Genomic DNA, 16,042 nt, shown 5'->3' with positions numbered 1-16,042 from the left:
CAATTTTTGTTTTAAAACCTGTAATTATAATTCAAGACCTCTACATATCAATAGTATTTAAAGAATTGATAATATATCAGGATATTCTAATTAATAAAAAAAACTGCTGAATATTCAGCGGTTTTTCTATTTTTGTGCATCTAATATATTTGAAATGTCCGAAACAGAGAATCAACGACCAAAAAATATTAAGAATAATCCAAAGATAATGAAGGCTTGGGCAGTGTACGACTGGGCCAATTCTGTTTACTCTTTGGTTATTACCTCTACCATCTTTCCTATTTATTATTCTATTCTTACTACCGCATATGAAAAAAAGGAGTATGTAACTGAGACAAAACAATGGATTGATGTTCCTGTAAGGCATTTAATAAAGATTTTTGGAAAAGAATATCAACCTGATGCAGTGTATGGATATTCACTTACCATATCGTTCTTTATCGTAGTATTATTATCTCCATTTTTATCTTCTTTGGCAGATACGATCGGAAATAAAAAATCATTTTTGCAATTCTTCTGTTATCTTGGAGCTACTTCATGTATGGGATTGGCTATGTTTACAGGAATGCATAATGTATTTTTAGGATTACTTTTCAGTATTACAGCAAGTGTAGGATTTTGGGGAAGTCTGGTATTCTATAACTCATTTTTACCCGATATCGCAACTCCGGATAAGCAGGATGCTCTTTCAGCAAAAGGTTATGTCTACGGTTATATTGGTTCTGTAGTTTTAGTTGTTATTTGTTTAGTTCTGATTCAGGTTTTCGCTAAAGGTGCTGCCCAACAACTTTTATTTACAAGAATAAGTTTCTTATTAACGGGAGCATGGTGGTTTGGTTTTTCCCAGTATACTTTTAAACATTTGCCACAATTTGGAAATGTAAAAGATAACCTGCCAAAGGATCTGGTTTTATTAAATTATAAGAATATATTCAAAAAGCACGCAGAACAAGGAGGTTTTTTTGAGGTACTTAAAGATAATATGAGCTTTTATAAAGATATTGCCAAAGAAAGCTTTCATGAACTTTTTAAGGTAGGAAATGAGCTTTTTAAAGATAAAAATCTGAAATTTTTCCTTTCGAGTTTCTTTTTTTATAGTGTGGGAATGCAAACCATTTTCCTCATGGCTACGCTATTTGGTAAAAGTGAAATTAATCTCGCACAGGATAAGCTTATAGGGACTCTTCTGGTAATCCAGATCGAGGCAATTATAGGAGCTATAATTTTCTCCAGATTATCAAAGAGAATAGGAAATAAAAATGTAATTTCTATCGCTATTGTGTTATGGATTGTAGCCTGTCTATGGGCCTATTTCTTAAATAAAGAAAATCCAAATGTTGAATATCAATTTTATGGAGTTGCAGCAGTTGTAGGTTTAGTGATGGGCGGGCTTCAGGCCATGTCCAGATCAACATATTCAAAACTGTTACCTGAAGATTCAATGGAAAATACAACCTATTTTAGTTTTTATGATGTATTGGAAAAAATAGCCATTATTATCGGAACATTTATTTTCGCAACATTGATTGAGCATTTTAATAATATGCGTATTGCTGCCCTTTCAATGACTTTATTCTTTGGGGTTGGCCTTATACTGATTAGGTTCCTGAAGGTCAAAATGCTGAAAGATCGTGATACATTGTAGACGACATAAATAAAAAAGACGCTTATAAGCGTCTTTTTTATTAAAAAGGTCTAAAAAATGATAGAAGCATATTGTTAATTAATTAGCCTTTTTGTTATATTGTACTTATCATTTTAATAATTTTCATGACGATTAATCACTAGGTGTAGATTTTTTTGTTTATTTGTATAAAAATTAATAATGATAAAGAAAATTCTACTTTTTAGCATTTCGTTATGCTTTGTCTTAAATTTTGCTCAGAATTTAAGGCCTGTCTCGCAGAAAATATCAGAATATCATAAACAAGGTAAACACTTTGAGAAATATGATCTTTTCAATATTAATAGAACTTCACCTAAAATGGAGGAATATAAAAGGGCAGCCACAGATATTACTGCAATGACTATCCATTCTGTAAATCTAAAAAAGTTGGTCAGAGACAAGCCTGAATCTATTGAAATTTCATTTCCTTTCGAAGGAGATAAAAAGCTTACCGTAGAGCTTTACAAGCATCAGATTTTTACAGATAACTTTAAAGTAACCACCAATACAGGGGAAATTGTGCCATATAACCCTGGAGCGTATTACAGAGGTATCATTAAGGGAGATAATTCTTCGATCGTTGCTTTTAGCTTCTTTGAAGATGATGTAGTTGGAGTAGCTTCATCCTCTGAATTAGGAAATGTTATTGTCGGAAAAATAAAGAATTCGGAAGATTTTGTAAGCTATTCTGAGTCAAAACTTACAGACACGAATCCTTTTGTTTGTGGAGTAGACGAGTTAAAAGAAAATCAGGTTCAAAAGACATCATTTGATCCTGCTACTGTTAATAAAGCTGTTACTGAAAACTGTGTCCGGATTTATTATGAAGTTTGTTTTGCTCCTTATCAAAATAACGGCTCCAATACAACAACGGTAACGAATTGGCTTACGGCTGTTCATAACAATATCGCAACACTTTATAATAATGATGATATAAAAGTAGCCCTTAATGAAATTTTTATCTGGACTACTGCGGATCCTTATACAGGAACTCCTGGTGCTAATCTTAGCAGCTTCAGAACAAACAGGCCTACTTTTAATGGAGATCTTGCTCATTTAGTAAATGCTCCGGCTACAACGAGTATTGCCTATCTCAATTCACTTTGCACGGGAAACAAATATGCATATTCGGGCATCTCTCAGACCTATTCCAATGTTCCTGTTTATTCATGGACTATCCAAGCAATGACTCATGAAATGGGACATAGTTTAGGTTCTCCCCATACCCATGCTTGTGCATGGAATGGTAATGGAACAGCAATAGACGGATGTGGTGCACAAGCTGGGTATAGTGAAGGCTGCACAGGCCCGATTCCGGCCACCACGGTAAAGGGTACGATCATGAGTTATTGTCACCTGGTTTCAGGGGTGGGAATAAGTTTTAGTAATGGATTTGGTCCTCAGCCTGCAGCACTAATCAGGAATACCGTCGACTCCAAACCTTGTCTGGGAACCAACTGTACAACACCTTGTGCGCTTAGCATTACGGCTATGAATATTTCTAATGTTACTACAAATACAGCAAATGCTACTATTACGGATGGAACTTCTACTTCATGGAAGTATAAATTGACAACAATGGACGGGACAGTTGTAACATCAGGAAATACAACCACTCAAAATATTAATTTAGCGAACCTTCAACCGGCCACTTACTACAGACTTTTTGTAGGATCGGGTTGTTCGGGATCAAATGCTTTTCAAAGATCCCAGTTATTTCTAACAGATGCCAATTGGTGTGGAGGTATATTATTTACGGATACAGGAGGGGTGAATGGTGCTTATGGTAATAATGAAACTATTGTAAAAACTTTTTATCCGAGTTCCGGTTCGGCACTCAGCATGACTTTTACAGAACTTGAACTGGAAGAAGACTATGATTATATGTATATTTATAATGGTCCTTCAACGACTTCACCTTTGTTTGCTAATGGGACTTTAACTGGGAATACATTGCCGGGAGTATTTACTTCTACTCATGCTACAGGTGCTATTACTGTAAGGTTTGTATCGGATCCTGCTGAAACAGGAAGTGGTTGGAAAGCAGGTTTTTCATGTGCTGTTCTAGGTATTGAAGATGTAAGTACAAAAGACAATACCGTGAATATTTATCCTAACCCAGCAAAGAATATGATTGTCATTTCAGCCAAGGAAAACCTCAGATCCTATAAAATGTACGATGAAGCAGGAAGGTTAGTATTGTCATCCGATTCATTAAAGGGAAATAAATCAGAAGTTAATATTTCATCAATACAAACAGGAAATTATGTAGTTTCTGTAGAAACGGAAAAACAGACGGTAATAAAGAAATTAATAAAACAATAATACCCAATAAAAAAGCCTGATCAAATCAGGCTTTTTTATTGGGTTGATCAGGTTGGAAGTATGAATAAGGCTTATGGTTACAAATCCATTATTGTTCAAAAAATATTGTAATTCGGCCCGGATTTTGATTATATTCAGCAGAATAATCTTAAATTTGCAAAAAGATTTATTGTCAAGATGACGAACCCTCTATTTTACGCAAAAATAATTCTGTTTGGAGAATATGGGATGATAGAAGATTCCCAGGGGCTTGTGGTACCTTATAGTTTCTATAAAGGAGCTTTAAAATTCTCTGATCTGAATTCTGAATTTGAATTGAAATCAAATCAGCATCTGCAGAAATATTCTGATTTTCTTGCGGATCTTAATCTTTCTGATGACTTCCAACTTAATATAGAAAGTTTTAAAAAAGATATTTCAAATGGACTTTTCTTTGATTCTAATATTCCTCAGGGATATGGGGTAGGAAGTTCAGGGGCTTTAGTAGCTGCTATTTTTGAACGTTATTCTATGAATAAGCTTAACCCGGAGAATATTTCCAAAGAAAATCTTAAAAAACTGAAAGCTGTTTTTGGAGAAATGGAAAGCTATTTTCACGGCAAAAGCTCAGGAATGGATCCTTTAATCTGTTATATGAATCTTCCCATCCTTATCGAAAACAAAGAAAATCTCGATAGGGTTGCTATTCCTGAAGGGGAAGAAGGAAAAGGAGCAATCTTCCTTATAGATTCCGGAATGACCGGAGAAACCGGCCCGATGATTCAGATTTTCTTTGAAAAAATGAAGACAGAAGGTTTCCGTAAAACATTAAAAGAGGAGTTTATCCGTTATAATAATGCCTGTATCGAGGCTTTTCTGAAAAAGGATATGAATCCTTTCTTTAGAAACTTGAAAAAACTTTCACACTGGGCTTATGAACATTTTCGACCAATGATTCCGGAAAGTATTTTCAACATATGGAAGAAAGGTCTGGATTCCAATGCCTATTATCTTAAGCTATGCGGAAGCGGTGGCGGAGGATATATACTTGGATTTACCAAAGACTATGAAAAGGCGGAAAAAATGCTTGATGGTTTTAACAAAGAGGTTATTTACAGATTTTAAACAGATTGGGAATGAATTCTGAAAAAGAAACTTTCCAATCAAAAAACTATATATCTAAATCTTTATTTTATAGATTCTCACAGTTCGTGGGCTTTCTTTTAGGCGCAAGGTTTTTTGTAGCGATCTTGCTTACATTTGCGCTTTATGTATCTACTTTTTTCTTATTTAATCAGGAGGAAAGTCTTCGAAATTTTGTCTTCGATTTTAAGGTTCACGGTATTATTTTCTGTACGGTACTGAGCATTCTAGCGGGAGGAATTATCAACCAATTCTACGATTTTGAAAAGGACCATGTGGTGAAACCTTTTCGTACAAGAATTCAAAGTTTTATTGCCCAGAAATATTTCTTGTACGCATATCTCGCATTAAGTGTTATTTCCCTGGGAGTTGCTTGGTTTATTTCACATAACGTATTTATTTTTTTTCTGATCTATCAGTTTTTTATGTGGTTTTACAGCCATAAGTTAAGCCGTGTATTGCTGCTGAATAACCTTACTTTTGTAAGTCTTACATTATATCCTTTCTTTGGGATGATGGTATACTATGAAACTTTTTCCAAAAAGGTTCTTTTAATGGCCATTTTCCTTTTTTTGATCCTTTTATGCATTGATATTGTAAAAGACACACTGACCAAAAGCGTTGATAAAGCGTTTGGATATACTACAATTCCTAATTATTTCGAAAATAAAACAACTAAAATCATTATCGTATCTCTGCTTATTGTAACGATGGTGGTGTCTATGAAGCTAATTATGAGAACCGGGGTCTCCGGTTTTATGGCTTATTACTTTGTCGGCGGGATGTTTATTATGATTTTATGTATTTATTTACTCCTCAACTACTCCCGGAAAAGCAAGTTCATAACATTGAATATATTAAGACTTTGGGTCTTCGTAGGAATTATTGCGATGCTTTTGAACGGGATCGAAAGTAAATTTTAAAAAATATTTTTTAAAAAGACTAAGGTTATTATTACCTTTGCAAAATTAAATTTAATAAAAAGGAATGCCCATTTTTAACGATACTAAAGTTGCATTTGCAGACAAAACAGATGCCCAATTAAGAAAAGCATATTGGATGTTTAAAATGATTGAACAACCGGCTTTAACCAGTGTTGGAACTTCTATTCTTAATTTTACCGTTCATCATAATTTTCCTTTTGTAACCGGGATTGTAAAAAATACTTTATTCGAACAATTCTGTGGTGGCGAAACACGGGAAGAAAGCATGAAAGTGGTAAAGCAATTATTCAAAAGAGGGGTTGGAAGTATTTTCGATTACTCAATTGAGGGAAAAGAAGATGAAGAAACTTTTGATGCAGTATGTAAGGAAATCAAGGATATTGTAAGATTCTCCGTAGGAAATCCGGCAATTCCATTTATTGTTTTTAAGCCTACAGCTTTTGGAAGAATTGATCTGTATGAAGCAGTTGGTAAAAACGCAGAGCTAACGACCAGCCAGAAAGAAGAATGGGAAAGAGTGGTAAGAAGGTTTGATGAGGTTTGTAAGCTTTGCCATGAGAATGATAAGAAAGTAATGGTTGATGCAGAAGAAACATGGATGCAGGATGCTGCAGATCATCTTTGTGAAGAGATGATGGAAAAGTACAACAAAGAAAAACCAATTGTTTGGAATACGATTCAGATGTACAGAACCGGAAGGCTGGAATACATGGAAAGCCATTTGCAAAGAGCCCGAGAAAAGAATTATTTTATAGGCTATAAAATAGTACGTGGAGCTTATATGGAAAAGGAAAGAGCCAGGGCAGAACAAAAGGGATATGCAGATCCTATCCAGCCTAATAAAGAAGCAACTGATAGGAACTATAATGCAGGAATTGATTTTGTAATGAATCATTTAGATAAAGTTTCAGCATTTTTTGGAACCCATAATGAGATCTCTTCCGAGTTGGTTATGGATAAAATGAAAACAAAATCTCTGGAAACGGGTAATCTTCATGTATATTTTGGACAACTTTACGGGATGAGTGATAATATTACATTCGCTTTATCAGATAAAGGCTATAATGTGGCTAAATACCTTCCTTATGGTCCAGTAAAAGACGTAGTTCCTTATTTGACCAGAAGAGCTCAGGAAAACACTTCTGTGGCCGGGCAGACCGGTAGAGAACTGGGACTGTTAAAGAAAGAATTAGAAAGAAGAAAAAACAGTAAATAATTAATACCAATTATTTAAAAATAATAAACCTCACCAATTGTGAGGTTTTTTTATTCGCATTATTAAGGTATATTCAGTGTTATATGACTTTTTTGTGAAAATAATTTAATATTATTTTGTTTTCATTGTTAATTATTTATTAATTTAATATATTTGGTTAACACATTAAAAATAAAATAAATGAGAAAAATTTTACTTATTGCTATCATCACAATAGCAAATTTTACCTTAGCACAAACCTACACTAATGGAGGTTTAAGTACGGGAACTACTTCGAAAAGTGGTGTTACTGCACCTGCTGGATACACATGGTCTGAAGTTCAGAATAATACAGGAAATACAACAGAGTCCAATACAAGTTCGGGCTATGGAGGGACTTATAGTTCAACAACAAGTAGCTTTTTTATTGCAGATGATTTTACAATTCCTCCCGGTGCTCAATGGCAAATTAGTACGATAGATTTTTTTGCTTATCAAACCGGATATACAGGAACAACGTCTCCTTTTAATACAGTGAGGGTAAATATATTCAGTTCTGATCCTTCTGTTTCAGGTGCGGTAAGTGTTTTTGGGAATGATACAACCAATAGGTATACTACAGGGGTAGATTATAATACATATAGAATATTTAATAGCGCAGTACCTACTTCAGCTTCTGTACCGGGGACAACAAGGAAAATTTGGAAAATTACGGCAAGTACACCTGTTACCTTAAACGCTGGCACTTATTGGATAAAATATCAATTACAAAACGCAATTACAGCAAATGCAGGTTTTTTACCTTCTGTTACTATACCAGGAAGCAGAGGGCTTGCCAGTTTTAATGCTAAACAAAATAATGCCGTAGCAGGAACATGGATTTCATTAATAGATGATGGAAATCCTACAACAGCACCTGATTATACTGTTGATATGCCCTTTATAATAACATTTACATCAACAACATTGGGAACTAATGAAGTGATGCAATATGATAACAGGATACAGGTTTATCCCAACCCTGTAAAAGATATTTTTAAAATTAGTAATCCCGAAAAGATTAAGATCAGCAGTGTGGAAGTAATTGATGTATCAGGAAAGTTAGTGAAAACACTAAAAGGTTCAGAAGAATATAATGTTTCTGAACTTCCTACAGGAAATTATATTTTAAAAATTAAAAGTAATGAGATTACAAAAATGACTAAACTTTTAAAACAATAGGTTTAGTTTTTTCTTAAACTATTTTCAGCCTGATCAATTCTTTGATCAGGCTTTTTTATGGCTCAAAACTTTCGAATTTTCCGTTTTCATAAAACAAAACGATTCTTTTTATCTTACTTTGTTGATTTTCAATTACTTGATTAATAATTCTCTCATTTGAATTCTCTAATCGCTGAGAATCGTTTATTTTTTCCTGAGCTTTAACCTTGTACGGTACAGGAGATTCTCGAAGGGGTTGTTTTTGGGGAACAATTTCATCTTCATCAATGCCGAAATCTTCATCATCGTTCATCATGGTAAACAGATCAGGGAGGGAAGTAGGCTTTAACTTTTCTTCATCCGGTTCATCTGGTTCGGGAACTGAAGTTTCGGGTAAGGCTGATTTGAGCATTTCACCTTCGCCATTGACTAACCAATCCCAAAGGATCTCAGGGAAATGAGATTTTATTTTTATAATAAATTCCAAAGAAGGTTTGTTCCTTCCGGAAGTGATATGAGAAATGGAAGATCGCTGTACATCGATCTCATCTGCGAATTCAGAAGGAGTAAGTCTTGAATACTCGATAACTTTGGAAATTCTTTCATTTAAACTCATAAAAATAAGCTTTTAATTGTTTTACAAATGTAAATAATAAATTTACAAATGCAAAATACAAATGTAAATAATTATTCACATTCATAATATACAAAAGTAAATAGGTATATTGTTGATAAACAACATATTATATTACTCATAAAATTCTACTGTAATTTTTATTCAACAATTTATCCTCATATCTGATTTTAGTGATATATACTTAAAATAAGAAGTCAATAAATTTTCTGTTAATAGGATGCTGTTCAAAAATTAGTATTAATCTTCTGATAAGGCTCTATTCATCACTATTTATTGTCTTTTTGAATGACGCTGGAGTAGGACCAATGATAAATGCCTGATTTCAACCATATATAATATGAAGTTATACTCAAATTTAAACGCTAAGTGTCTATTAATGGCAATTTCTTATGAGAAACTGATTAAGATTAATCTGAAAATTCCTCAATGCATTACTATATAATAAAATGACTTTTTATCTGTCCTATTTAATGACGGAAATCAAAAAAAATAAGAAAATAATCCACAATTTACATTTGTATACAAGGCGGGAAATTTATGTTTTCCACATCTTACTGTGTTTAATCACATTACCCTCAATTGAGGATAAATAGGGAATTGATCACTTCAAGTAAATTTAAAATAAGCATTTAGATAATCATAGTAAATATTTGATTTTAAATTACTTAATAATATTATATTAAATTATTAGCAATCCACAATTTTATCCACAGACATTATGGCAATTTACATTGTTTAATAAAGTTACAAATGTTAATTTTATTTTCTCTTTAAAAATGGCTAATTTTGACTCATGTAAATTATTATGAAATGAACTTTGAACAGATCTATCTTCAAAATCCAAATTTTCCTAATCGCTATATTTCCCCTGAAAAATTATTTTTTTACCTACAGACGAATCTCAGCGAATATATTACAGAGATAGGAAGATCGTATTTGGAGAAGCCCATTTATAAATTAAGTATTGGCAGTGGACCTATTAAAATACTGGCATGGTCGCAAATGCATGGAAATGAATCAAACGCTACCCATGCTATGCTTGACTTACTGGTAAGTCTTGATAAATATCCTGAAATGAAGGAAGATTTATTCAGCAAGATCAAACTTGACTTTATCTTTATGCTAAATCCTGATGGCTCTGAAAGATGGACAAGGCTAAATGCAAAGGATATAGACCTTAACAGGGATTTTCATAATGAGGCCAGTAAAGAGATTAAGTTCCTTAAGAATATAGTATCTGCAAACCAATATGATTATGCTCTGAATTTACATGAGCAAAGGACTATTTTTACAACAGATGGAATCCATCCAGCCACACTTTCGTTTTTGGCTCCCTCTGAAAATGAAGAGCGCACCGTTACGGACAACAGAAAAAAATGTATGGCAGTGATTGGAAGGATATACAATCATTTAAAAGATTTAATTCCTAATCAGATTGGAAGATATTCTGATGAGTTTTATCCAACATCAACTGGTGATAATTTTATTAAAGCAGGAATGCCTACGATTCTATTTGAGGGAGGACACTTTGTAGATGATTATACAAGGACAGGAACAAGAAAATATTATACTATAGCATTATTCTATGCTTTAAAAGCAATCAGTGAACTTAATTCTGATATTACAGGCTGGGAATCTTACCTCGATATTCCGGAGAATAAAGAAAGCCACTACGATATTATCTACAGAAATGTAAAACTGAATACAGATCATCATTGTATTTTAGATATCGCAGTTCAGTACAGAGAAATTAAAGAAGAAGGAAAAGATGATTTGTCTTTTATTCCATTTGTTATGGAGGTGGGAGATGTAAAGAAAAGAAAAGGATGGCTTGAAATAGATTGTACGGGAAAGAAATTTTTGTGTGCTACCAAATACCCTAAGCTGGATGAAAAAGTAGATTTTAGTATTGAAGATTAAAAAATGAAAAATAAAAAGCGGAACATTTGTTCCGCTTTTGTTTTATTAGATGAGGTTTGCAGGATTAATTAATAACTTTGATTCCATTAGCTACAAATCTCACTTCCTCTTTTGGTTTTGTGATAGCGTCGATCTCTGATTGTGGTTTTTTAGCATCTTCAGCATAATGCTTTTGTTCATCTACAGAGATTACTTTTCTTTCGGCATTTCCTTCCAAAACAACGTTTTTCCCTTTCAGAGCAGTAGGAACGAAGAATGCATAATCTTTCATTTTTACAAAGAACTGAGAATTATCTTCAGTCTGAATAGTTAGCCAGCATCCTTTTTTCTCACATACATCGGTTACTTTTCCTTTGATGGCTACATTCTCAAGTTTTTTATTTTCTTTTTTCAGTTTTTTACCAAGTTTTTCAACCGTAATCGCCTTAGATTCTACAGATGAGTCAACACCAGCACCATAAGTATCTCCCACGATAGCATTTCCTGCCGGCGGAGCGAACTTTTTCTGTGATGTCTCCTGAGCGAATGCTACAGCAGAAGTACTGATTGCAACCGCAAGTAATATGGATTTGAATTTCATTTTTAATATTTTTTTCAAAAATAACAATAAAAATTGAATTAATAAGTTAGATATACTTGATAAAAAATAGGTGTATTTGTAATTTTTGCATAAAATTCAAAATCAGAAACTTATTTGTTTATATTTGGAAATTCTAAATAATCTATGCAGAAAAAATTAAAACTTTGGGATGCCATTATGTTGGTAATGGGTTCTATGATTGGGAGTGGAATCTTTATTGTAAGTGCCGATATGATGAGGAATCTGGGATCCGGATACTGGTTGATCGTAGTATGGGTTATTACAGGAATAATGACAGTGGCAGCAGCGATAAGCTATGGGGAACTGTCTGCATTGTTTCCTAAAGCAGGAGGACAATATACTTACCTTAAGGAGATTTTCGGTAAAAGGATGGGGTTTCTATATGGCTGGGGGCTTTTTACGGTTATTCAGACGGGTACTATTGCTGCCGTTGCAATGGCTTTCGGTAAATTTACTGCTTACCTGATTCCAGCACTTAATGATGCTGAAGCAATTTTTCAGAGTGGTGAGTTTAAGATAACGTGGATCCAGATATTAGCAATTGCCGTTATTCTTCTTCTTACATACATCAACACAAGAGGAGTAGAAAGCGGGAAGATTTTACAGAATATCTTTACAGGCTCTAAAATTATAGCATTAATAGGTCTTATTGCAGCCGGATTTATTTTAGTTGATGTTTCCCATCTTTCTGAAAATTTTGGATTTGGTTATGACTCATTTAACAATCTGAAAAAAGATATTAGCGGAAATTTTCTCAAACATGGATGGGAACCTATTGGAGGAATGACCTTACTTGGAGGTGTTGCCGCAGCTATGGTAGGTTCCGTTTTCAGTTCTGTAGCCTGGGAGAGTGTTACTTTTGTATCCGGCGAAATTGATAATCCTAAAAAAAATGTGGTTAAGGCAATGATCTATGGTACTTCTGCCGTAATGCTTCTGTATATAGCAGTAAATTATGTATACCTGAATGCTTTGGACCGGGATTCCATTGCTTTCGCGGCTAATGACAGAGTAGCGGTAGCTGCTTCGCATCATATATTTGGAAGTGCCGGAACAATTATTATTGCTTTACTGGTTATGATTTCTACTTTTGGGTGTAATAACGGACTGATCCTCGCAGGAGCCAGAGTTTTCCAGACAATGGCGAAAGATGGTATGTTTTTCCAGTCGGCAGAAAAAAACAATAAAAATGCAGTTCCCGGAAATGCACTTTGGATGCAGGGAATCTGGGCTTCTTTATTATGCCTGAGCGGGCAGTATGGAAATTTACTGGATATGATTTCTTTTGTGATTGTTTTATTCTATATGATTACTGTTTTTGGTGTAATCTATTTAAGATTTAAACAGCCTAATCTTGAGAGACCTTATAAGACATGGTTATATCCTGTTACTCCTCTTATTTATTTATTAATAGGAACCGGATTTTGTATTTTACTATTGATCTATAAGCAACAATATACCTGGCCGGGGTTTATAATGGTGATATTAGGGCTTCCTGTCTATTATTTTATCAACAGGAACAAAAAAACAGATCAGTAGTACGATCTATTTGCTAAATAAAAAAAATCCTGGCAACGGAGGTAAAAAATAGTTTACGGCTTTCAAGATACTTTGAAAGCCGTAATTTTTAAATGATATTTTTATTTCTTATTATTTCCTGAAAATGTTTAAATTGGTATTTTGTTTTATGCGAATGAAATAATACTGTCAAAACAAAAAAGTTGATATATGGACACACCAAATTACAGAATGCCTTTTGTTCCGTCAACACTAATGTCCGAAGGAGGAAGTATTGATACCTGCGACATGGGAGAGAGTATAGCCCATAACATTATGTTGCTGATAACCACTAAAAAAGGAGAAAACAGATATGATGAAAATTACGGAAATGATGTTTGGAACCTTGAATTCGATAATGGAGTTACAAGCGCTGTTTGGGAGAATATATTCATTAAAAGTCTAAAAAGACAGATACAGGAATATGAACCAAGAATTGTTCAGCCACAGATTGACGCCCACATACAAATTGTAGAACATAGCTACGATACCAAAGAGCACACGGAAATAAAGAAAAAAGTAAGAATTGCCATTAATGCCAAAATGGAGGCAACCGGTGAGCGGTTTAGCTTTTCTACAGAACTGTTTCTGAGCCCTATGTCTATTGATTAATGCTTATTGTAATTGAAATTTATGAATCTAGATCAAAATATATATTCCAAAGAATCTGTAAAGGCAAGAATGCTTCAAAACGCAACGAAAGTATGGGGATTGAAAAGTCCACAATCTTTGGACCCGTTTGTGAAATTACTGATAGATGCCTTCAGTACTGAAATTTTTAAAGCAAATAATGAAATACAGACCGTAAATGCCCGTATTTTAGAGAAACTGGCAAAATTACTGACTCCTTCTATTTATACACATCCAATTCCATCGCATGCTATTGCCTTTACTCAACCTTCAGAATCTTCAGAAGTATTGCTTGAGCATACGGAGTTTTTCTTTAGAAAGCAGATGACCTCTACGGTTAAATCAGAATCGGATAAACAGGTTAACATTCCTTTTACGCCAATCGGTAATGTAAGAATCAATAGAATTCAAACTTCTATTATGTTTGTAGGGAATACATGCTATAGTATCGATGACCGACTGAATAAAATACCTATTTCAAGATTTCAGGGAAAACCGGAAGATTACCGTAAGGTAACCATTGGAGTGGATGTCTCTAAGTACGTAAGTGAGAATTTTCCTAAATATTTAAGTATATTTTGCTCCAATCCTGCCTTTGAACATCTGGATTTTGTTTATAAGCTATTGCCTTATCTTACGGTTACAAGCGATGGCAATCCATTATTTGTGAGGGAAGGCTTATCATATCTTAAAAATGCTCAGGCAGAAGGATATGAACAAATGTTCCGTGAACAATCGATCAGGACAAAAACAATTGAAGATATTAAAAGCATCTACCATCACAAATTCATTGAAATAACAGGATTATCAAACAGCTTGTTTTCGGAAGCCGGTAAACTCCCACAGAATCTGAATTTTCTTGAAGGAAGAGAAGAGATAGAAAAATATATTGATGGAAAACAATATCTATGGCTAACTTTTGAATTTCCGCCACAGTTTTCTTCAGAAATTCTTGATAATTTCTCATTTGTTTTCAATGCTTTTCCTATTTATAACAGAGGATGGAAAAAAACGGAATACAGCCTTGATATCATGGGAAATAATATTCCTTTGGTAACAGATGAGGGAGAACATTTCTTATATGTTGATGAGGTACAGGATGGAGAGGGAAGGAGATATACGGAAATTCCTTTTACTCCGACCGACGACCTTAAAAAAGGACTTTATACGGTAAGAAAAGGAGGAATGGAACGCTTTACCAACAGAAATGCAGTCGATATGATTGCCAATGTTCTGGAACTCACAAGAGACGAGATTGCAGCATTTTCACTTTTAAACAGGGACAATGTAAAAGGGATGTTGAGCGAGATGTCTGATAAAATGAAATCAATGGTACAAAAGGTTAATAATGCTAAAAGAAGTATCAAGCAGGAACTGAATTATGTTATTATGGAACCTGTTGAAAAGACTGATCATACATATGCATCCTTTTGGATTACTCATTGTACTCTGGCCAATCATATGCGTCCGGGAACCGAATTATCCAATCAGCTGAAATCGCAGTCTTTAGTGCTTCTTACAGAAACAATCGGAGGAGCTGAAGAACAAAAAGGAACAGACAGCATTCAGGCCTATAAATATGCACTTACAACCCGTGATAAGATAATCTCATTGGAAGATGTGAAAAATTATTGCAGAATGGTTCTTAAAGATGAACTGAAAGAGGTAAGGGTAAGAAGGGGAACTATGATCAGTAATAAGCCTAAGGAAGGTTTTGTACGAACAGTTGAGATTGAAATTATCCCTCAGAATTATTCTTTTTACGGAAGAGCGTATTGGGAGAATATGTCCAACATGCTTCGGAACCAGATCATTTCTAAAGCAATAGATGGTATAGAATATATTGTCAGTATCAGTAACGAAGATGTTGACTTTTTGAAAACTAAATTAAAATTCCGGAAAAACATAATTTCCGGAATTTTAATTTTATAAGGGCATCATACAATTTTATCCATAAGGATCACTTCTCTGCTTTCGAGTAAAGGAACAATTTGTTCCAACACCAATTTCTTAAAATATTCAGAATTACGATGTATCTCTACAGCCTCTGAATCTTTGTATCCTTCAAATAAAATCAATGTATTCTTATCCGATTGACTCTGATGGAGTTTATAAAATAAATTTCCATCTTCCCGGGAGCTTTGTTCAGCAACTTCTTTCATCATATTCAATACGGTAGGTAATTCTCCCTCTTTTACCTGCCACCTCGCATATACATAAACTTCTTTCTGGCTCATTTTTTTAG

At 34.0% G+C, this 16,042-nt stretch carries 13 protein-coding genes; 10 read left to right on the top strand and 3 right to left on the bottom strand.

The features are described 5' to 3' along the window. Nucleotides 1-154 precede the first annotated feature (154 nt). The 6 genes from MTQ00_RS06460 (at nt 155) to MTQ00_RS06435 (ending at nt 8,473) form a co-directional block, all read left to right on the top strand. Nucleotides 155-1,645 carry an MFS transporter gene (locus MTQ00_RS06460; protein WP_273648184.1) on the top strand — a complete coding sequence of 497 codons (1,491 nt, stop codon included), beginning with the start codon at nt 155-157 and terminating at the stop codon, nt 1,643-1,645. 180 nt (nt 1,646-1,825) lie between these two features. After that, the gene (locus MTQ00_RS06455) at nt 1,826-3,991 is read left to right on the top strand and encodes a T9SS type A sorting domain-containing protein (RefSeq protein ID WP_273648183.1); all 2,166 of its coding nucleotides are present in this window, start codon (nt 1,826-1,828) and stop codon (nt 3,989-3,991) included. A gap of 177 nt (nt 3,992-4,168) precedes the next feature. Continuing rightward, nucleotides 4,169-5,095, top strand: coding sequence for a mevalonate kinase family protein (locus MTQ00_RS06450; protein ID WP_273648182.1), 927 nt, complete (start codon nt 4,169-4,171; stop codon nt 5,093-5,095). An 11-nt stretch (nt 5,096-5,106) separates the two neighbouring features. Beyond that, on the top strand, nt 5,107-6,036 hold the full coding sequence (locus MTQ00_RS06445) for a UbiA family prenyltransferase (protein WP_172278442.1): 930 nt from the start codon (nt 5,107-5,109) through the stop codon (nt 6,034-6,036). Nucleotides 6,037-6,100: 64 nt separating this feature from the next. Then, nucleotides 6,101-7,273 carry a proline dehydrogenase family protein gene (locus tag MTQ00_RS06440; RefSeq protein WP_273648181.1) on the top strand — a complete coding sequence of 391 codons (1,173 nt, stop codon included), beginning with the start codon at nt 6,101-6,103 and terminating at the stop codon, nt 7,271-7,273. Between the two features lie 180 nt (nt 7,274-7,453). Continuing rightward, nucleotides 7,454-8,473: a T9SS type A sorting domain-containing protein gene (locus tag MTQ00_RS06435; RefSeq protein ID WP_273648180.1), complete on the top strand. Its 1,020-nt coding sequence runs from the start codon at nt 7,454-7,456 to the stop codon at nt 8,471-8,473. Between the two features lie 55 nt (nt 8,474-8,528). On the opposite strand, the gene MTQ00_RS06430 is transcribed toward MTQ00_RS06435, so the two are convergent. Continuing rightward, nucleotides 8,529-9,068 (bottom strand): helix-turn-helix transcriptional regulator, encoded by a 540-nt coding sequence (locus MTQ00_RS06430; protein ID WP_273648179.1) that lies wholly within the window; start codon nt 9,066-9,068, stop codon nt 8,529-8,531. Between the two features lie 831 nt (nt 9,069-9,899). Here MTQ00_RS06430 and MTQ00_RS06425 point away from each other — a divergent pair. Then, the gene (locus MTQ00_RS06425) at nt 9,900-11,009 is read left to right on the top strand and encodes a M14 family zinc carboxypeptidase (RefSeq protein WP_273648178.1); all 1,110 of its coding nucleotides are present in this window, start codon (nt 9,900-9,902) and stop codon (nt 11,007-11,009) included. Nucleotides 11,010-11,073: 64 nt separating this feature from the next. On the opposite strand, the gene MTQ00_RS06420 is transcribed toward MTQ00_RS06425, so the two are convergent. Beyond that, nucleotides 11,074-11,589 (bottom strand): DUF4920 domain-containing protein, encoded by a 516-nt coding sequence (locus tag MTQ00_RS06420; RefSeq protein WP_273648177.1) that lies wholly within the window; start codon nt 11,587-11,589, stop codon nt 11,074-11,076. Between the two features lie 144 nt (nt 11,590-11,733). Between MTQ00_RS06420 and MTQ00_RS06415 the strand changes: the two genes are divergently transcribed. From MTQ00_RS06415 to MTQ00_RS06405, 3 genes are all read left to right on the top strand, one after another. Beyond that, nucleotides 11,734-13,149: an APC family permease gene (locus tag MTQ00_RS06415; protein WP_273648176.1), complete on the top strand. Its 1,416-nt coding sequence runs from the start codon at nt 11,734-11,736 to the stop codon at nt 13,147-13,149. Between the two features lie 189 nt (nt 13,150-13,338). After that, entirely contained in the window at nt 13,339-13,779 is a 441-nt protein-coding gene (locus MTQ00_RS06410) for a GPW/gp25 family protein (RefSeq protein WP_273648175.1), read from the top strand. 21 nt (nt 13,780-13,800) lie between these two features. Further along, nucleotides 13,801-15,729 (top strand): type VI secretion system baseplate subunit TssF, encoded by a 1,929-nt coding sequence (locus tag MTQ00_RS06405; protein WP_273648174.1) that lies wholly within the window; start codon nt 13,801-13,803, stop codon nt 15,727-15,729. 5 nt (nt 15,730-15,734) lie between these two features. Here the strand turns inward: MTQ00_RS06405 and MTQ00_RS06400 are convergent, their stop codons facing one another. Continuing rightward, on the bottom strand, nt 15,735-16,034 hold the full coding sequence (locus MTQ00_RS06400; RefSeq protein ID WP_273648173.1) for a putative quinol monooxygenase: 300 nt from the start codon (nt 16,032-16,034) through the stop codon (nt 15,735-15,737). Between the last annotated feature and the right edge of the window lie 8 nt (nt 16,035-16,042).

The sequence above is a fragment of the Chryseobacterium sp. B21-037 genome (assembly GCF_028570785.1).
GTDB lineage: Bacteria > Bacteroidota > Bacteroidia > Flavobacteriales > Weeksellaceae > Chryseobacterium > Chryseobacterium proteolyticum.
Note: the sequence above shows the minus strand (reverse complement) of the source record. Positions and strands in the feature narration are given on the sequence as shown.

Coding starts and splice junctions, on each gene's coding strand:
- MTQ00_RS06460 (WP_273648184.1), top strand. CDS start 155: ATGTCCGAAACAGAGAATCAACGACCAAAAAATATTAAGAATAATCCA.
- MTQ00_RS06455 (WP_273648183.1), top strand. CDS start 1,826: ATGATAAAGAAAATTCTACTTTTTAGCATTTCGTTATGCTTTGTCTTA.
- MTQ00_RS06450 (WP_273648182.1), top strand. CDS start 4,169: ATGACGAACCCTCTATTTTACGCAAAAATAATTCTGTTTGGAGAATAT.
- MTQ00_RS06445 (WP_172278442.1), top strand. CDS start 5,107: ATGAATTCTGAAAAAGAAACTTTCCAATCAAAAAACTATATATCTAAA.
- MTQ00_RS06440 (WP_273648181.1), top strand. CDS start 6,101: ATGCCCATTTTTAACGATACTAAAGTTGCATTTGCAGACAAAACAGAT.
- MTQ00_RS06435 (WP_273648180.1), top strand. CDS start 7,454: ATGAGAAAAATTTTACTTATTGCTATCATCACAATAGCAAATTTTACC.
- MTQ00_RS06430 (WP_273648179.1), bottom strand. CDS start 9,068: ATGAGTTTAAATGAAAGAATTTCCAAAGTTATCGAGTATTCAAGACTT.
- MTQ00_RS06425 (WP_273648178.1), top strand. CDS start 9,900: ATGAACTTTGAACAGATCTATCTTCAAAATCCAAATTTTCCTAATCGC.
- MTQ00_RS06420 (WP_273648177.1), bottom strand. CDS start 11,589: ATGAAATTCAAATCCATATTACTTGCGGTTGCAATCAGTACTTCTGCT.
- MTQ00_RS06415 (WP_273648176.1), top strand. CDS start 11,734: ATGCAGAAAAAATTAAAACTTTGGGATGCCATTATGTTGGTAATGGGT.
- MTQ00_RS06410 (WP_273648175.1), top strand. CDS start 13,339: ATGGACACACCAAATTACAGAATGCCTTTTGTTCCGTCAACACTAATG.
- MTQ00_RS06405 (WP_273648174.1), top strand. CDS start 13,801: ATGAATCTAGATCAAAATATATATTCCAAAGAATCTGTAAAGGCAAGA.
- MTQ00_RS06400 (WP_273648173.1), bottom strand. CDS start 16,034: ATGAGCCAGAAAGAAGTTTATGTATATGCGAGGTGGCAGGTAAAAGAG.